16 protein-coding genes are annotated in these 17,790 nt (G+C 34.7%); 9 read left to right on the forward strand and 7 right to left on the reverse strand.

Annotated features, from left to right (window positions below; translation table 11 throughout):
- Positions 1 to 308 precede the first annotated feature (308 nt).
- From F6K54_RS22545 to F6K54_RS22555, 4 genes are all read left to right on the forward strand, one after another.
- Complete coding sequence (locus F6K54_RS22545) at positions 309 to 689, forward strand: universal stress protein (RefSeq protein ID WP_293082198.1); 381 nt, start codon at positions 309 to 311, stop codon at positions 687 to 689.
- A gap of 41 nt (positions 690 to 730) precedes the next feature.
- Entirely contained in the window at positions 731 to 874 is a 144-nt protein-coding gene (locus tag F6K54_RS22550; protein WP_293082201.1) for a hypothetical protein, read from the forward strand.
- Between the two features lie 28 nt (positions 875 to 902).
- Complete coding sequence (locus tag F6K54_RS43090; RefSeq protein ID WP_366558200.1) at positions 903 to 974, forward strand: universal stress protein; 72 nt, start codon at positions 903 to 905, stop codon at positions 972 to 974.
- Positions 975 to 1,516: 542 nt separating this feature from the next.
- Positions 1,517 to 1,678 (forward strand): hypothetical protein, encoded by a 162-nt coding sequence (locus F6K54_RS22555; protein ID WP_293082204.1) that lies wholly within the window; start codon positions 1,517 to 1,519, stop codon positions 1,676 to 1,678.
- Between the two features lie 620 nt (positions 1,679 to 2,298).
- Here the strand turns inward: F6K54_RS22555 and F6K54_RS22560 are convergent.
- Positions 2,299 to 2,790: a peptidoglycan-binding protein gene (locus F6K54_RS22560; protein WP_293082206.1), complete on the reverse strand. Its 492-nt coding sequence runs from the start codon at positions 2,788 to 2,790 to the stop codon at positions 2,299 to 2,301.
- A 758-nt stretch (positions 2,791 to 3,548) separates the two neighbouring features.
- Positions 3,549 to 3,932: a hypothetical protein gene (locus tag F6K54_RS22565; protein WP_293082207.1), complete on the reverse strand. Its 384-nt coding sequence runs from the start codon at positions 3,930 to 3,932 to the stop codon at positions 3,549 to 3,551.
- Positions 3,933 to 4,335: 403 nt separating this feature from the next.
- Between F6K54_RS22565 and F6K54_RS22570 the strand changes: the two genes are divergently transcribed.
- The 4 genes from F6K54_RS22570 to F6K54_RS43100 all read left to right on the forward strand — a co-directional run bounded on the left by F6K54_RS22570 (position 4,336) and on the right by F6K54_RS43100 (position 8,343).
- Entirely contained in the window at positions 4,336 to 6,060 is a 1,725-nt protein-coding gene (locus F6K54_RS22570) for an ABC transporter ATP-binding protein (protein ID WP_293082227.1), read from the forward strand.
- A gap of 520 nt (positions 6,061 to 6,580) precedes the next feature.
- Complete coding sequence (locus F6K54_RS22575) at positions 6,581 to 6,973, forward strand: STAS/SEC14 domain-containing protein (protein WP_293082208.1); 393 nt, start codon at positions 6,581 to 6,583, stop codon at positions 6,971 to 6,973.
- A gap of 173 nt (positions 6,974 to 7,146) precedes the next feature.
- On the forward strand, positions 7,147 to 7,263 hold the full coding sequence (locus tag F6K54_RS43095) for a helix-turn-helix domain-containing protein (protein WP_366558198.1): 117 nt from the start codon (positions 7,147 to 7,149) through the stop codon (positions 7,261 to 7,263).
- A 321-nt stretch (positions 7,264 to 7,584) separates the two neighbouring features.
- The gene (locus F6K54_RS43100; protein ID WP_366558199.1) at positions 7,585 to 8,343 is read left to right on the forward strand and encodes an RNA-guided endonuclease TnpB family protein; all 759 of its coding nucleotides are present in this window, start codon (positions 7,585 to 7,587) and stop codon (positions 8,341 to 8,343) included.
- 529 nt (positions 8,344 to 8,872) lie between these two features.
- On the opposite strand, the gene F6K54_RS22585 is transcribed toward F6K54_RS43100, so the two are convergent.
- Both F6K54_RS22585 and F6K54_RS22590 read right to left on the reverse strand, forming a co-directional pair.
- Complete coding sequence (locus F6K54_RS22585) at positions 8,873 to 9,781, reverse strand: AEC family transporter (RefSeq protein WP_293082210.1); 909 nt, start codon at positions 9,779 to 9,781, stop codon at positions 8,873 to 8,875.
- Between the two features lie 560 nt (positions 9,782 to 10,341).
- Complete coding sequence (locus F6K54_RS22590) at positions 10,342 to 11,643, reverse strand: dipeptidase (protein ID WP_293082212.1); 1,302 nt, start codon at positions 11,641 to 11,643, stop codon at positions 10,342 to 10,344.
- 1,236 nt (positions 11,644 to 12,879) lie between these two features.
- Here F6K54_RS22590 and F6K54_RS22595 point away from each other — a divergent pair.
- Positions 12,880 to 13,935, forward strand: coding sequence for an AI-2E family transporter (locus tag F6K54_RS22595; RefSeq protein WP_293082215.1), 1,056 nt, complete (start codon positions 12,880 to 12,882; stop codon positions 13,933 to 13,935).
- A gap of 319 nt (positions 13,936 to 14,254) precedes the next feature.
- On the opposite strand, the gene F6K54_RS22600 is transcribed toward F6K54_RS22595, so the two are convergent.
- From F6K54_RS22600 to F6K54_RS22610, 3 genes are all read right to left on the reverse strand, one after another.
- On the reverse strand, positions 14,255 to 14,509 hold the full coding sequence (locus F6K54_RS22600) for a hypothetical protein (RefSeq protein ID WP_293082218.1): 255 nt from the start codon (positions 14,507 to 14,509) through the stop codon (positions 14,255 to 14,257).
- 750 nt (positions 14,510 to 15,259) lie between these two features.
- A complete protein-coding gene (locus F6K54_RS22605; RefSeq protein ID WP_293082222.1) occupies positions 15,260 to 15,874 on the reverse strand; it encodes a GUN4 domain-containing protein in 615 nt (204 codons plus the stop codon).
- A gap of 576 nt (positions 15,875 to 16,450) precedes the next feature.
- Entirely contained in the window at positions 16,451 to 17,383 is a 933-nt protein-coding gene (locus F6K54_RS22610; RefSeq protein WP_293082224.1) for an SGNH/GDSL hydrolase family protein, read from the reverse strand.
- Positions 17,384 to 17,790 lie beyond the last annotated feature (407 nt).

A 17,790-nucleotide genomic window follows, 5' to 3' on the forward strand; every position in this document is an offset into this window, starting at 1 on the left:
TCTTGGGAGGCGTTAGGCATACTCCCCCTACTCCCCTACTCCCCTACTCCCCTACTCCCCTCCTCCCCTACTCCCCTACTCCCCTACTCCCCTACTACCCTACTCCCCTACTCCCCTACTCCCCTACTCCCCTACTCCCCTACTCCCCTACTACCTTAATAATAAGTATTCAACCGGACATGATATAAGTCCTGATAGTATAAGTCCAATGCTAATGATGAATTTTAGCTAGGCAATGTTTTTCCCACTGTTGTTTGTTCCCTGTTCCCTGCTACATCACATTCTTCAGTTTATCCATCATAAATATAATGAATATATTTTCCAAAAATTCTGTACTTGTGCCCATAGATTTTTCCGATGAATCTGTTGAAGCGATCGATGTAGCTCTAGAATTTGTTCGAGATCCTTCTTATTTATGGATTCTTCATGTGCTACCTCGTCTTAATCCTGTTGAACCAGGAGTAAGGTGGCATACTATTAATGACCAGAGTCGCAAACAGCACATCGAAAAGGTATTTCACGAACGGGTTCAAGGTGCTAAATATGAAGGTATTAATTTTAGTGTGGCGATCGGAACTCCTAGCTCAGAAATTTTGGATTATGCTCAGGAAAAAAAAGCAGAGTTGATTGTCATTCCTTCCCAAGGGAATAGTGGCCTTGGCCGATTTTTACCGAAAAATTGGGTTTAAAGCCTCGCCCTTGTAGGGCGACTTTTTATTTGAGCATGCAAGTGAATTGGATATATGCTAAACTGTTATTAGTTGCCGGGGGGCACTCGGAAACTCTAAACGGACGTGGAGGGAAGCATCAGACTACCGCCAAGGAAGCAGCACCCTGTGAAACGTCAACCCGCCGAAGAGCTACGTCTCAGTAGGAATCCCCGCGCCTAACAGCCGGGGAGGATGTCAATAGGATCGGTTGCTGAACGAATTGTCAGGTATTCTCATTGTCCTGTTTTAGTTCTAAGAAATTGACATACTCTCTGGCGGCCAGACACGGAGATTCTTCTGCCATGAGGATTATTGGTTTGTGTTCCACCACAAGGCTACGCCAACATTAAGTCCAATTTTTCGGTAAATTAAAAACCAGATTTCACCTTCAATGAGACAAATCTGGTTTATTTGACATACTCCCGACGTTGCGCTAACGCGACATGACGATGACGAACGCGGGATTCTTCAGTCAGAAAAAAAAGCTGACTGCTGTTTATACAGAGGTGATGTCCTCCCCCTGTGTTTAGAATAATTAAAATCTATTTATTTGTAATTGTCAATAGCTATCAATGCATATACTACAATATAAGATGTATACTACAAAGAGAAAATCCCCGATGAACAACACAGATAGCGCCCGGCTTTCCCATACGGCGCTCCCCTCCGGGAGAGCGCGGGACTTCCCGCCGGGGGAGTTAAATTTTAATTTATTAACTTTAATTAAGAGGACTAACCTAAATGATTATTCAGGAGATTACAATAATTATATAGAGTTATCTTGATAAAATAGGGGAGTAAAAAATATGTTAAGAACTCCTACATTTCATGTCAATCAATACCAAGCATTATTCCAAAATCTCAAGCAAACTATTCTATATTGGCTGAAATTTTTTTGGAAATTTAGTCTCTTTTATGGTAAGTACACTGCTTCTCCTCCTTGGCAAAAAACCATTGAGATAAATTGACATAATTAACTATGGTTTTTCCGGTTCATCTATATATTAGCTAGATACCTAGTGCCACTACGCGGAAGTTAAAAGTCATGCATTTAAAAGCGAGTGTGTAATTCTGAGGTTTCCTCAGAATGTAAGACACACTCAAGACAGTCAATCATTTTTGATTTGTAATTTTTTAGGATTTTGTCACTGGTCAGTTATTTCTGCCATCCTGCACTAGGATTACGGTTAAATACCTTGATCGCTTATCGATTTTTGGATTAAATATAAAGTCAACCTTTTCAGCCTAATTATCAAAAACTTTAATCATTTTCACAACTTTATATTAAACTCCAAATTTTATCTTAAGATTATTTTCGTTGGTATTACAGTTTATCGGTAAAACAACTAAGTATCTCTAGTAGATGAGAAGGGTATCTTAGCAATACTTATACTTAGATGAACAGGAGCAATTAGTTTGGAGTATTGCTCCTGGAATTAACTATTAATCTTGAAAAGATGTGAGATTAAAAGCTTTCATACTTTATTGTTGCTTGATTGACTTTTCATCCCCCGGTTAAAACACGGGGGCTTTCAACGTCGCTTTTCGGTAATCCCATCAACATCAGCATTGAAGCTAACTTTTATTTTTAGAAGAAACCTAAAGCTTCTCTAGTGCGACGTCCAACAATTCCATCTGGCCTTAAGCCATGATCGCGTTGGAATGCTTTAACTGCACGCTTAGTCTTAGGGCCAAAGTAGCCTGTTGCACGATGATGATGAAAATAGCCCATCATTCCTAGTTGGTGTTGCAACTTAGATACTTTGTGTCCACGACTACCATAGCTCAAATAATATCCATGACGACGGCGATGCCCCTTGTAAGAAGCATGATGATACTTGGGACGATGATAACCTTTGCCATAATAGCGACTGCGACCATAACCACTACAAGGGTTCTTATAGTAACATGCAGCAGCAGAATTAGCAGTCGCGCTAATAGCACCTAGAATAGTAGCTGCTGATAGAAGACCCATCATACCTAATGTAGAGAACTTTTTCCAGTTCACTCCTTCAAAGGTTGGTTCAACTATAAAACTTTCTTCGGCGGTAGCTAGATGAGAATATGCTAGTGTTTCCATAACTCCTCTGATGAGTAATGTTTTACAACTTTTTTTTATAAGTGTCTTACCCACTTAACCTTACTGATACATCAAGCCCGGAAATTCCTGGTAAAACCAGCTAAAACCGTTCATAGCAACGTGACGGTGCGAAGCCATCAACGCAGGCAGTATCTCGCAATGCTTTGCGGATTTTCCTCAAAGCGCTATTTTTTGAATTATTTATGGCCAACTCACATGAGTATTTATTTTGCGCTTTCTTTTTCTTGACTAGGCAACCATTGGGGATGACTCAAAGTCGGGATCGAAATAACGCGATACTCAGTTGTCAGTTATTTTCCTACTTCTATCATCACAATATTTTCAGGAAATTGCCAGGGATTCTAAAATCTAGTAATGCACCTTCTCAAAATCTAGACAATCCTAGACACGCTCTTCATCGGTGACTAAGAGCGAAATTCTTGCTCACCTATCCATAAGTCTACTGGCAAAGAAGGTTAATTTTCCGCTCAAACACATTGAGTTTAGGATTTCCTCTGGGGTTTTCGTCCTTATGAAAAGTCAAGTGTCAAACACTCCATAATTGTTGCTAAAATCCTCCGAATCTTAGCAGACGTATGTGATAATAACACAAGTTAATGGTGTAAAAACATAGACATTTTGTAGATATAAGTCTTGGATAGTCTATGTTTTTCAGCTTTAGCAAACAACAGAATATTCAAAAAATTTTCAAGCTCTACAACTTTCAAATAATTGAATACTTGAGTCTGTTAAAAACTTTAGTAGTAGCAGTTACCATCGTAGCCACCATAACCACCACGACGACCATAGCGACTGTAGCGACCATAGCTACCATAGGAACGGCTGTAGGAGCGACTAACAACTTTTTTATAATAATGGACAGAAGTACGACCATAGCTACCATAACGACCAGAACTACCATAGCCATAGCCACCATAGCCACCATAGCGACCATAGCCACCACCGTAATGAGCAGCAGCAGAATCAGCAGTTACGTTCATTCCTACAGCTAAAGTAGCAGCAGATAATAAACCCATTGCTCCCACACTAGATAGCTTTTTGAAATCTACACAAGCAGTAAACTCTTTGTTTGCAGAGTCTTCTTCGTTGAAAGCTAAATGGGAAAATGCTAATATTTCCATGAATTCCTCTGTTTAGTTAAATTAAATGAAATCCCGCAGAACAGGAACTTTCCTATATAACAGTTACATCTTTATAACTCTGATATTAGTCAGTACAATTAGGATGTAAAAGTTGCTTTTGGGGTTTGCTAGACGCACGAACCTTAATATGCCAAAACTTTTGTAATAAGATTTAAATTGGCATATGTATATTATCACAATAAATTAAGTTATTCAGGTCAAATTTTCAAAAAAAATTTTCTGGCCTCTACACAGAATAAATGGACTTCTATGCTAGACCAAATTTTGCCTAAAATTTGACTTAAAATGTTTCTATCATAGCTAAACAACTAAAAGCAAGTTTTTTTCTAATTAATCATAGAAATCTCATATTTTGAAAAACAATATTAAGAAGTTTGATTTCTTGAAACCAAGATCCAATTATTGGAAACTGTTACCCTATATCTATGACCATTGGCCTACAATTGTAAAAGCATTAGGTTGTACATTGGCCTTTACAATTTTCTGGCCGATTTTAGCATGGCTATTGGGTGAAATGGCAGGTCATATTGGTAGGGGGGATGTAGGGGCGATCGCTCAACTCGCAGGTCTTGCAGCTATTATTTTCCTCGTCAAAGGAACTGTACAGTATGGTCAGGATACTTTCATGGCAAAAGCTGCTTTTACTATTGCCCTAGATTTGCGTAAAGAAGTTTATTCTCACTTACAAAAACTCAATATTAGTTACTTTGAAAAATCCAAAACAGGAGACCTTTCTTATCGACTGACAGAAGATATTGATCGTACTGGAGAGGTTGTCAATAAATTTTTTCACCAATTTGTTCCTTGTATTTTACAGTTGATAGTTGTGTTGGGTTACATGACTTATCTCAACTGGCAATTAACTGTTGTAACTCTGTTAGTTGCACCGTTAATGGCATTATTAATAGGTTGGTTTGGAGAATTATTACTTTCTTTTTCTCACCAAAGTCAAAATCGGACTTCTAATTTATCGGCTTTAATAACAGAGGTATTTAATGGTATTAGAATAGTACAAGCGTTTGCTGCTGAGGAATATCAAATTGCTATATTTTCTGTGGAAGCTGAACAAAATCGACAAGCAAAATACATGGCAGAAAAAGTCAAAGCACTCCAGTTTGTAGTAGTGGGTTTTTTAGAAGCAATGAGTGTGGCTTTTTTGTTTTTTTTGGGGGCATGGCAAATATCTGAAGGAAATTTGTCTGGAGAAGGTTTTATTAGTTATTTAACAGGTGTGGCGTTGTTAATCGATCCTATTTCTTTAACAACAAGTAATTATAGTGAGTTTAAACAAGGAGAAGCATCTTGTGACCGGATTTTTGAACTTTTAAATATTCAACCTCAAGTTACAGAAAAGTCAGATGCTATTGTTCTTCCTCCGGTAGTGGGAAAGGTAGAATATAAAAATGTATGTTTTTCTTATCAGTCAGAAAAAAAGGTTTTAACAGATCTAAATTTGTTGGTAAATTCAGGAGAAATAATTGCCTTGGTAGGAGCTTCTGGAGCAGGTAAAACTACACTGGCAAATTTGTTACCTAGATTTTATGATGTTCAGTCAGGGGAAATATTAATTGATGATATAAATATCAAAGATGTTACTCTTACAAGTCTTAGAAGACAAATTGGAATTGTACCTCAAGAAGTAATTTTATTTTCAGGAACTATCTCGCAAAATATTGCTTTTGGTCAGCTAAATTATAATATTGATGCAGTAAAAAAGGCGGCTAAAGTTGCTAATGCTCATCAGTTTATTACTAAGCTGTCAAAAGGTTATCAAACTTGGGTAGGAGAAAGGGGTGTTAATTTATCTGGAGGGCAAAGACAAAGAATAGCGATCGCTCGTGCAATACTAGAAGACCCGAAAATATTAATATTAGATGAAGCTACTTCTTCTCTTGACTCTGAATCTGAATTTTTAGTACAAGAAGCGTTAGAAAGATTGATGCAAGGAAGAACGGTATTTATTATTGCTCATAGACTGGCTACTGTACGTCGTGCTAATCGGATTTTGGTTATGGAAAATGGTGAAATATTAGAATCAGGAACTCACTCAGAATTATTGGAGAAAGGTACCCTTTACGCTCGTTTTTATCAGCAACAGTTTAGTTAATATCTTTTCAAGAATTTAGAATTTAGAATTTAGAATTTAGAATTACCTCTTTCAGTATTGAGAGTGTGAATTCCCGTGGGTCATTTCAATTATCATTACCTCATGGAATAGGGAGGTTGGAAATACTGAATTTTCTTTTTCAGCAAAAGGATAAAAAACAACCACCTTGTTTTAATAAATGTAAACAAATAAACTTCTTTAGTGGCAGTTTTAATCTACTTACGTTAAATTTAGGTTATAGGGTAAGAGTAAGGGGTAAGAGTAAGTATTAGGTCGATGCCTTTTACTTTCAAGTTTAAAGTTAAAGCTAATAAAACTTAATACTTAGCAATAGATGAAGTAATCTGAGTAGGTCAATTTATTTGGGAAAAATATATAGGTTTATGGCCTTCAATTAATAGAGAAAAATTGAGGAAATGAAGGAATCATAATCACTGTATAAAGTTAGAAAAAATATTAGGAAGCTCTACCAAAAAATATCAGATTAAAATTAGAAGTATCTCAGAAGGAGAAAAATACGATGATGGAAATTATACTTCTAGCAAATCAGAACATCATTGGTCTTAGTATTGATGGAAAAATTGAAATAAGTGACATTGAAAAAGTGAAAAGTTTAGTTGAGGAAAGATTAAAATCTCAAACTAAATTACGAGTTTATGTTGAAGTTAAAAGTTTTCAAGGAATATCTGTGGAAGCTTTATGGGAAGATTTAAAATTTGGTCTAGGACATCTGAAATATTTTGATAAAAAAGCAGTTGTATGTGACGCAGCTTGGGTAAATAAATTGACTATTGCTGGTAATAAAATTTTTAGCAATATGACTCATATAGAAGCAAAATGTTTTTCTTGGTCAGAAAAAGACCAGGCTTTAGAATGGATAATAACTGACACTCCACGGACTCAAGTTGCGTAGATTCTGTTTTGCTCCGTGACATGAAAAACGTCAACGTTGGGAAGCAAAAATTGTTAAGACAGGGGATAAATTCACCGAAAAATGGGGTATGAAGCCTCGCCCTTCTAGGGCGACTTTTAAATTTGTTTTTCTTCAATAATTATGTTATCGTATTATTCGTTTAAAGTCATACTATGAAAGCTAGATTTAAGTACCGTATCTATCCAACACCGGGACAAAAATACCGATTAGCAAAGTTATTTGGTTGCGTCCGCGTTGTCTGGAATGATAGTCTAGCTTGCTGCCTTTGAAAAATACAAATTAGGAGAGAAGAAACCTGCTAACTCTGAACTACAAAAACAGTTTATTACTAAAGCTAAAAAGGTGGAGCATAGAGAATGGTTATCAGAGGTTTCAGTTGTGCCATTACAGCAATCATTGAATGATTTAAACCAAGCTTATCAAAACTTTTTCAGTTCTACAAAAGGCCAGAGAAAAGGCAAAGCAATAAAACCTCCCAAATTTAAAACCAGGAAATCACGCGCAGACCGCCAGGTTTACCTTGAGGGGGTTTAAAGTACACCAAGATAAAGTTTATTTAGCCAAGATTGGAAATCTGAAAGTAGCCTGCTATGCGAAAACTACCTAGTGAGCCTAGCTCAGTAACAGTAATTAAAGATTCAGCTAATAGATACTTTCTTAGTTTTGTCGTAGAAATACAACCAGAAACTTTACCAAAAACTGATAATTCAGTAGGCATAGATTTAGGTATTAAAACCTTTGCAACATTCAGCAATGGTACAAAGATTGATGCACCAAAACCGTTGAAAAAACGGATTAAGAAGTATCGAAAGTTAAGTAAGTCATTATCTAATAAAACTAAAGGGTCTAAAAGGTATGAAAAAGCACGGGCCAGAGTTGCTAAGTTTTCCTTCGGAATGCTGCGCAAACATAGTAAATTAAAAGATACAAGGACAGATTTTCTGCATAAATTATCCACTGAAATAATTTGTGAAAACCAAACAATTGTTTTAGAGGACTTGAATGTTTCTGGCATGGTAAAAAACCGCAAATTATCCAGAGCTATATCTGATTTAGGTTGGCGACAATTTAGAACTTTCTTAGAAGGAAAAGCAGAAAAGTATGGTCGTGATTTGAGAGTAATTAGTCGTTGGGAGGCGACGACTCAAAAATGTTCATGTTGTGGTTTTCGTGGAGGCAAATTAGACCTTCAAGTGCGAGAATGGGAATGCCTTAATTGTGGTGCCAAACACGACAGAGATGAGAATGCAGCAATAAATATATTAGTCGCGGGCGGGCAGTCCGAGACATTAAACGGACGTGGAGGCAAGCATAAGACTAGCGCATCTGGTAGCAGCAGCCTGTGTTAGCGGAGCTTTGCGCCAGCAAAACGTCAACCCACCGAAGAGCTACGGTTCAGTAGGAATCTCCGCGCCTTCAGGCCGGAGAGGATATCAACTGTCTTAATTTTTCATCAGTTTACTGAAAAATTATGCCAAATTTTGTCAAAGTTAAGAATAGAGTGATTGTCAAGCAAAAAAATTAGACTAAAATCTGAGTCAGGTATCTAGTAATTTAGGGCTTGAGGAGTCAGAATTCAGAATCGGTGAATTTAGGAGTAATGAGAATATATAGAAGAGGTAGCCAGAAAAATCTTCCCTTGGTTTTCTTCCCCTATCTTGCTGAAAATACTAGATTTTTGAACCATTACCACCTAAAAGCTAGCATTTTATTAGTACCTAAAAAGACTAAAAAATTTATCTGTAAAGAGTTTGAGATTTAATCAGCAAGCCCTAAATATATCAATACTAATTTCTGATAATAAAGGCAATAAATTAATAGCTGATAGCTGATAGCTGACGGCTGTTTGCGCAGCATTCTGTAGGAAATGCTTATACATCAAGATGTTGCACCAATAGCCCATAATACTAGAGGCAAAGTCAAAAAAGACAACAATGTTGATATGACTACAACTCTAGAAGTTCGTGGCGCATCCCCACCAAATTCATTAACTATGATAAAGGAAGATAAAGCACTTGGCATGGCACTTTCTAACACTAGCACTTGTAAATCAAGCATTTCTAAATTCATAAATTTACCAACTAAATAAGCAATGATAGCTCCTCCCAATAAACGCATCAAACTAGCACCCACTTCATAATTACTAGGTTGAAAACGATTATTAGCTATTTGTATTCCCATTAATAACAAAGAAATTGGAATTGTCGCCTCTCTCAAAAGATGTAAACCATCATCAAGTTTTAGAGGTAATTGAATATCAAATAAGTTTAAAATTAAACCTAAAATCATTCCCCAAACTATGGGTAATTTGAGAGTAAAAATAACAGAAGACCAAAAACCCTCTCCTCTCAGAATTGCAGGCATTGTACTCAGTACAATTAAATTCCATGATATTAAATAGATTACTGCCCTTTCTAACCCAGCTTCTCCTAATGCAAATAAAGTTACAGAAAGACCCATATTTCCTGCGTTTGGTAAAGCTGTTGTTGCGACTAAACTCTTTTGTACAGGCACAGAAAAACCTAATTTCCATCCTATTCCCCAGGCTATTAAACAGAGTAAAATATAAGTTAGCCCAAAGGCTACAAACATTTCAATTGCTTCTTCAATACTAACAGTAGTTCGATACATTATATCTGTTAGTAATGCCGGAAATAAAACATATAAAGCTAGTCGAGAAAGTGTGGGTTCATCAATGGAAAATTTTTTGGCAAATATAAAACCAATTAAAACAATACATCCCACTGGAAAAACGGCAGATACAACCGAAAAGAAAATTTCAATCATAGTTGAAAAAATTATGATTTAATCATTTTACCGAATAATTAATAATTAAATAATTCTGGTTTAAAGCCTCCCCTTTTAAGGAAAAAAAGCGGTCGAGGCATGGCGAGGAGACCTCGGCATATCCATGAGACCAAGATAAAAGAAATAATATTTCCTTATATTTAATTCCGTAACGGTTTTAACCAGAGGTAGTTATCAATTATCCATTATCAATTATCAATTAATGAAATAAATAATTCTGGTTTAAAGCCTCCCCTTTTAAGGAAAAAAGCGGTCGAGGCATGGCGAGGAGACCTCGGCATATCCATGAGACCAAGATAAAAGAAATAATATTTCCTTATATTCAATTCCGTAACAGTTTTAACCAGAGGTAATTATCAATTATCCATTATCAATTATCAATTAATGAAATAAATAATTCTGGTTTAAAGCCTCCCCTTTTAAGGAAAAAAAAGAAATAATATTTCCTTATATTCAATTCCGTAACGGTTTTAACCAGAGGTAATTATCAATTATCCATTATCAATTATCAATTAATGAAAAAGTTATTTTCCAGATATTTATTGGTTCTGAATTTCTAGAGCTACCTTTTGCACTTCACTAAAAACTCGCATTAAATTTCCACCCCAAATTTTTTGAATATCCTCTTCAGTATATCCCCGTGCTACTAATTCTTTTGTAATATTTGGCATTTCTGAAACATCATTCATTCCTCTAACTCCACCACCGCCATCTAAATCTGAACCAATGCCAACATGATTGATACCCATAACTTTTACCATATAATCTATATGGTCTACTACATCAGCAACAGTGGGTTTATTTTTAGGATATTTCTCATTAATTTGATGATATTTTTCTTTGAGTGCCTCTATTTTTGCTCGGCTGAGTTTTCCCTTTCTCCAGGCAATTATTTCTTTTTCAATTGTTTTCATTGCTTTTTTTCTTTCTGCTGTCTGGGGTAGTTTTTTTATATAGGTATCAAAAAGACAAACTTGTACAACCCCACCATTTTCTTTAACAGCTTTTAACATTTCATCACTCATATTTCGAGGATGATTTTCTAGTGACCTAGCACTAGAATGAGATGCGATGACTGGTGCTTTTGTTAACTTAATTACATCCCAAAATGTATCATCATGGACGTGAGAAATATCAACCATCATACCCAAACGATTCATTTCTTTGACAACTTTTTCTCCATGGTCACTTAACCCATTCCATTCTTGTTTTTCATCGGTAGAAGAATCGGCTAATTCATTGTTTTTGGAATGAGTTATTGTTATATATCTAATACCTTGGTTGTAGAAAAATTTCACATTACTAATATCTTTACCAATAGGATAGCCATTTTCCATACCAATAAATATTGCCATTTTTCCCATTTCATCCAGGCGTTTAGCATCTTCTGGATTTAGGGCTATTTCAACTTTATCTGAATTTTCTTCTGCCATCTTTTTGGTAATTTCAATCATTTTAATGGCTTTTGCTTTTGCCTGTTCGTGCCCTTGGCGATCGCGTTCTCTTTGAGGAGTAAATATTGACATAAAGACAGCATCTAATCCACCTTCTTCCATCCGAATAATATCCCACTGACCACTGTCTAAATTTCCTGGTTGATGTCTGATATTGGGTTGAAAATCAGGATCTAAAAATTGACGATAAGGCCAATCAATATGACTGTCAACTGTTAAAACTTTTTCGTGTATTTCTTCAGGAGTTAATACTTTTTGTTGCTGCTGTTGAGTTGCTTCAGGGGATGGTGGTAATTTTTTGTTAGAGTTAGAGATAGTACATCCATGTACTGTTAAAGAAAGTAGAATTATTGAAAATGATAAGACTGGATTTTTTGATAAGTTCATTTAGATTACACTTCAAAATTAGTATCACAAAAGGGTAGGGTTCAATAATTAATAATTAATAATTAATAATTAATAATTACCGAAAAATTGTGGTCTAAAGCCTCCTCATTTTAAAAGAAAATTATCAAAATATGTACTATTTAAAGCTTGCTGATTAAATCTAAAAGCACTGATAAATAAAGAAGTACCTTTTTCGATTCTAAAAAGTGCGCCAGTTTCAATTCACTTACCCTCAAAAAGTGAGAATTTTGGGATGAGGGGGCAGAAAAATCAAAGAACAATTATTCCTCCTACTTTCTCTGTCTTCCCACCCTCCCCACTCTCCCCACACTTTGCTTTTTTCAGCAAACCCTATTTAGAGATAAGTTTCAAAGTATCGATCAATTATTCTGAATCTAACCACTCTATTTTTACACAGAGCTGTTAATTATAAATATTCTGTTACTATTATTTTCTCAAGTTTTGTCTTTTCAGCTTTATAATAATAGCTAGATTAAGATATGTTTTTTAACTGTCAGAGTCAAGGTAGTCCTTGAAAAACCTTTATATAGCAGAAGAAAGAAGGAAGAAGGAAAAATTTTACCGAATAATTAATAATTAATAATTAATAATTAAATAATTCTGCTTTAAAGCCTCCCCTTTTAAGCTATGCTTTATAAACATCTTTCTTAACATAAAACTTGACAAAAATATCATTTGATGTATTACATTCTGAAAGCTCCTAGTGTCGTTGCGATCGCAACGACAAAAAACAACTTTTAGGAGTACACAAGTTAATCAATTTGTCAAATCAGTCAAACTAACAAAATGCTCGTAAGCTTTTGATAATAGGCATTATCCGCTTTTGTAAAGATTTTTGCTTATAAAGCATAGCCTTTTAAGAGGGAAAAAAGCGGTCGTTACCGGAGCTTCCCCTAGGGTGGGATGGCGAGGTCTCCTCGCTGGCCTACCATCGACTAAGAGAAGAAATAATATTTCCTTATATTCAATTCCGTAACGGTTTTAACCAGAGGTAATTATCAATTATCCATGATCAATTATCAATTAATGAAGTTGTCTTAGTTTTAAGCTTTTGATTTGTCCTAACCTTTCCTTCGATTGCTATATCGATAAGTTGAGGCACTTATTTGGAATACAAAAGGGGAAAACAAACAACCGAGAAAATTTAATGGTTTATTCCTCAACTTGAAATTGTTACAGTACTCGTAACTCCAACAACTCCAAAACAAAAAAAATATGAATTTTGGTCAATGGTTAGGTTTTTTTAGTTTGCTTATTTCTCTATATATCCTTTGGGAAATTAAACAACTTGTACTATTAGTATTTGCTGCAATAGTTCTGGCAACTGCTTTAAATAGATTGGTGCAGAAATTCAATAGATGGGGTATTAAAAGAAACTTAGCTGTAATTGCCACTCTGAGTTTAGCCACATTAATTATTCTGCTATTTTTGTTGCTAATTGTACCGCCTTTTACTACCCAGTTTCAAAAATTACTTGCCTTAATACCTGATGTCTTTACAGAAGTTCGCTTTCAACTTGTGCAACTATATAGACAACAACCTGATTTATTTCCTCCTCCACCTAGCGCCACTGATATGCTGGTACAAACACAATTATTAAGTACTCGGTTATTTAGCAACTTTTTTAAGATTTTTTCTAATACTTTCATAGTCTTCTTGCAGGTACTTTTGGTGTTTGTATTAACAATAATGTTTTTAGTTAATACTCAAGCTTATCGACAAGTAGGATTACTTTTATTTCCTTCCTTTTATCGGCGACGTGCAGATGAAATTCTATCAAAGTGCGAGGTAGCTCTAGGAAATTGGTTTGGTGGAATAGTAATTAATTCTATTTTTGTTAGTACCCTTAGTGGTCTTGGTTTATGGGTTTTGCAAATAGATCTAGTTTTAGCTCATGCTTTGTTGGCAGGTTTACTCAATTTTATTCCTAATATTGGTCCGACTACGAGTGTAGTTTTTCCTATTATGATTGCTCTATTAGATGCTCCTTGGAAAATAGTTGCTGTGGGAATTTTATATCTGATTATTCAGAATCTTGAAAGTTATTGGTTAAGCCCAATTGTTATGGCAAAGCAAGTCTCTCTTTTACCTGCTGTTACTCTAGCATCTCAAATTTTCTTCACTACATTTTTTGGAATTTTAGGTCTAATTTTAGCTTTACCTTTAACAGTAGTAGCTAAAACTTGGATAGAGGAAACTTTATTTAAAGATATTTTAGACCCTTGGAAAAATTCTTTATCCCCTGAGACTATTTCCACAGTTGATAATTAATAGACATCTTCAATTAATGGATCATGGATAATGGATAATTACCTCTCCATTTTAGGGAGAGGATTGATCAATAAGGAAAAAATTTATTTTTTTCCCCTTGAAAGGGGAGGCTTTTAACCTAAATTATTTAATTATTTAATTATTAATTATTCGGTAAGCATTCAACATTCAGCAGTCAGTTATCAGCTCTTGATAAACATCTACTATTTTCCGCCATAGAATTGCATGAATTGAACTCAAACTCGTCGTTCTTGTGGTTCATTTCCTGATGAAAAATATAATTATTAATTATTAATTATTAATTATTAATTATTAATTATTACTCATCTTCTGGTTTCAGAGATCGTACAGTTTCTTGAATTGACCCTATAAAAAATCCCATAATTGCACCTATTGTGGCATAAGTACGAGGTGCTTTTGCACTGCTATAACCTTTATCTACTGTAGTAAAATTACAACATTGATAACGACTTTTACTCATCTCGGCAGCAGCTAATCCAATTACTGACCCTATCAAAGCCATCATCAAGCCAGAAAATATTACTAGCTTTAAATTAATTGTTTTTTCTTCCATTACGAATTAACCTCCACAATTAAAATGAAAATTGTTGATATATTATATAGTGTTTTGATTTGAGATATAAATATCGATTGAGTTTTTGTCTTTTTTTCTAATAAAAAAAGTGCTAAATTTAGTACCTTATATCTGTGTATTTACTATTTTTAATGCTGTTTTCCCTCCTTTACTATTACCGAAAAATTCTCGGTATGCGTCTCCCCTTTTAAGGGGATAAAAAGCGGTCGAGAGATGGGGAAGAATCCTGCGCCATATCTAATCGACTAAGAGAAAAGAGAATTCCGTATTTTCGTAGCCTCCTTATTGCAGAGGTACTTATAACTGAAATAACCTATTCCCTGCATACCTTTTTCATAGTGCTTGGTCTTAAAATCCCAGATAAAAACTTTATATAAATGTTTTTATTTGATACTCAATCCGGCGATCAACAGAACTAATATTTATGAAAATCAGGAAGAAGGATTAGATATAAATGACGAAAAACATGATTTATAATAACTGGATTTGGTATGAAATATAAATAGTAGATTTAGGCTTTTTCTTATAAAAAAAGCGGGTCGAAGGATTACTAGATATCCTGATGTTTGCTACTATTTAATGCTGTTTTTCCTCTTTTACTATTCCCTAGAACCTCCAGACTTTTTTTATAGTACTTGGTCTCAACATCCCAGATAAAAGTTTTATATTTTTGTTCTAGCATAGTTTTGACTATGTTCAAATATTAAAAGTAAAAAAAGTCATAAAAATTCAATCAATATTACAGGCATTCAGGCGAGCTAAAAAGTATACTGCTAGTTTAGCCCCATAAGGAGAGTCCCACCAAGCCACAGGAAAACAACCTTTAGGTGCTTCTAGACTAAAATTCAGTTTTTCATAAGGTACTGATTTATTATTTGATAACAATCCAAGTTTTTCACAGGTCATATTCAAAACTTTCATATCTATTTGAGAAATATCATAAGTTCCTCCCATACTTTCATAAATTTTCTTTTGTATACTAAAGCCAAAATGACCTTTACTATAATTGGTCCAAAGCTGGTCGATTAAATTTATTACGCTACATGGAAATTTGATAACATCATCAGGAGTCAGTTTTTCTTTATCAGTTTGACCAGATATTTCTAACATCACTTTTGCAGTTTCTTGGTCTGCTTCTTTCCATTTTCCTGCAGATAATAAATCTCTCAATTTGCCATAGCGGTAAATATCAGAAATTAACATTAGTGCTTGGTCTAATTTTTCTTCTAGTAGAGCCACTCTTTCTGATAATTCTAACTCCCTTGAATGCTGTTGTGATGAAAAAGATTCATCAGAGGAAATAGTAGATGTATTTATCTCTTTATATTCTATTTCGTTAGACATAATTACTCCAAAAATTTTGCTCTAAACTATTTTTTTAGTATGTAGTAGTTCCTGGTTAGGGAAAAGTGTTCATTAATTGATAATTGATAATGGATAATGGATAATGGATAATGGATAATTACCTCTGGTTAAAACCGTTACGGAATTGAATATAAGGAAATATTATTTCTTCTCTTGGTCGATTGGATATGGCTCCGAGACCTCGCCATCCCTCGACCGCTTTTTCCCCTTAAAAGGGGAGGCTTTAAACCAGAATTATTTAATTATTAATTATTAATTATTAATTATTCGGTAATAGACATCTCCAGAAAATAAACTTACCCTTTATTTACTATAAACTAAGGTTGTAAAAGTTGCTCATAAAATCATTTTTCGTGTTTTTTCCTAAAAAAATCTTCCCTGTTCCCTGTTCCCTGTTCCCTATTCCCTATTCCCTATTCCCTATTCCCTATTCCCTATTCCCTATTCCCTGTTCCCTACTTTTACAAAAAGTCTATATCTTTGTTGGAAGATGTCTAATAGTTTCTGACTTTATGATTTACAGTCTTGAGTTTCTCACAAATCCTGCACATATATTTATAGTTGATTCTGCTCTAGAATTGATTTACTAATTACTTCACTAATAACTAGATTACCTTCGGGACTTAAATGAATATGGTCTCTATATAAACTATCTGGTTCCGAGACAGATTTAAAGATAGGTAGTAAATCTAGAAATAAAATATTCTCTGCCTGAGTAAATTCTTCTAAACGTTTACGAGTTTTAATTTCATAATCGCGTGGTCCCGGTTCATCTACTTCCCGTAGTAAAGGAGTCATTACTAGAATGAATTTAGCACTTTTTTGATTAGCCAATTCATGAATTTTTTTAATTGCCACTAAATTAAAACCAACCCGATCGCCTCCTTCTTTAATTTCAGGAATTTTTGGAGCCTTCAAAAAATAACGATTTATCAATTCTGCAATAGCTGAAAGAGGTTTTTTATCTGGATAATTGCGGTCTACTCCTACCACTGATGAACTAGGTGCTTTAGCAAATAAATCATCGGTATTAATTAGTAATATTACTATTTGAGAATCAAACAAACCAAACTTTTCTAGATAAGCCAATTCATTTCTCGGACCCCAAGAATTAGCTGAGGCATTAAGAACTTCAACAATTTTATCTTTACCTAATTTTTCACTTAAATAGTTTTCTATAATTGCAGAAACTGTGTCATTTTGGTCAGTCCACCAATTACCATTAGCCACAGAGTCTCCTACGAGAAATATTCTCAATGTAGTATTTTCTTTTGACTCTTCTATTGACTTTGACCGCATAGAATACTGATTGATTTTTATGCGATTTCCAAAGCGACTAACATTTTGATTTGGTGTTAAGAGATAACCAATTTGATTATCTGCAATATAAGTTAGAGGATTACCAAAACCCACTATAACTCGGAGTCCTATTTCCAATATACCCAATAACCCAAGTATAAGTGCTGAAATTATAAGTAAAATTTTCACTAATCTAAATTCAATATTGTTTTAAAAGAGCTGATTTTTCAAATGAGTTAAAATCTATTTCTAGTATAGGTTCTCTTTAAGCAAGTAATATTATGTTCGGTAGAATACTTATAAATCAAGCAGTAGGGACATTACATACAACATCCGTAGGTTGTAGGGAGAATAAAGAGATTTGCTCTTTGTCAAAAAATAGGTTTTCGGTCGTTTGACATACTCCCGGCATCAAATCAAAGTAACGCAATGCGGGATTCTCATAGTTATATGATTCTACGCTCACAGAGATGACTTAGATTAGCAATATTGCTATCGTTAAACCAGTGGTCAGGCTCTCCCGTAGCTTTTGGGTTTCCCCCAGATTCCGAGTGCCCCTCGGTACTGTTTACTATTGCTCCCAACATTTCTAAACA

The organism is Okeania sp. SIO3B5 (assembly GCF_010692555.1).
Lineage (GTDB): Bacteria > Cyanobacteriota > Cyanobacteriia > Cyanobacteriales > Microcoleaceae > Okeania.

Excerpts from the sequence above, each read along its gene's own strand:
- F6K54_RS22560 (WP_293082206.1), bottom strand. The coding sequence starts at position 2,790 with ATGGAAACACTAGCATATTCTCATCTAGCTACCGCCGAAGAAAGTTTT.
- F6K54_RS22595 (WP_293082215.1), top strand. The coding sequence starts at position 12,880 with ATGAATTTTGGTCAATGGTTAGGTTTTTTTAGTTTGCTTATTTCTCTA.
- F6K54_RS22605 (WP_293082222.1), bottom strand. The coding sequence starts at position 15,874 with ATGTCTAACGAAATAGAATATAAAGAGATAAATACATCTACTATTTCC.
- F6K54_RS22565 (WP_293082207.1), bottom strand. The coding sequence starts at position 3,932 with ATGGAAATATTAGCATTTTCCCATTTAGCTTTCAACGAAGAAGACTCT.
- F6K54_RS22590 (WP_293082212.1), bottom strand. The coding sequence starts at position 11,643 with ATGAACTTATCAAAAAATCCAGTCTTATCATTTTCAATAATTCTACTT.
- F6K54_RS22575 (WP_293082208.1), top strand. The coding sequence starts at position 6,581 with ATGATGGAAATTATACTTCTAGCAAATCAGAACATCATTGGTCTTAGT.
- F6K54_RS43095 (WP_366558198.1), top strand. The coding sequence starts at position 7,147 with ATGAAAGCTAGATTTAAGTACCGTATCTATCCAACACCGGGACAAAAA.
- F6K54_RS22585 (WP_293082210.1), bottom strand. The coding sequence starts at position 9,781 with ATGATTGAAATTTTCTTTTCGGTTGTATCTGCCGTTTTTCCAGTGGGA.
- F6K54_RS22600 (WP_293082218.1), bottom strand. The coding sequence starts at position 14,509 with ATGGAAGAAAAAACAATTAATTTAAAGCTAGTAATATTTTCTGGCTTG.
- F6K54_RS22555 (WP_293082204.1), top strand. The coding sequence starts at position 1,517 with ATGTTAAGAACTCCTACATTTCATGTCAATCAATACCAAGCATTATTC.
- F6K54_RS43100 (WP_366558199.1), top strand. The coding sequence starts at position 7,585 with ATGCGAAAACTACCTAGTGAGCCTAGCTCAGTAACAGTAATTAAAGAT.
- F6K54_RS22545 (WP_293082198.1), top strand. The coding sequence starts at position 309 with ATGAATATATTTTCCAAAAATTCTGTACTTGTGCCCATAGATTTTTCC.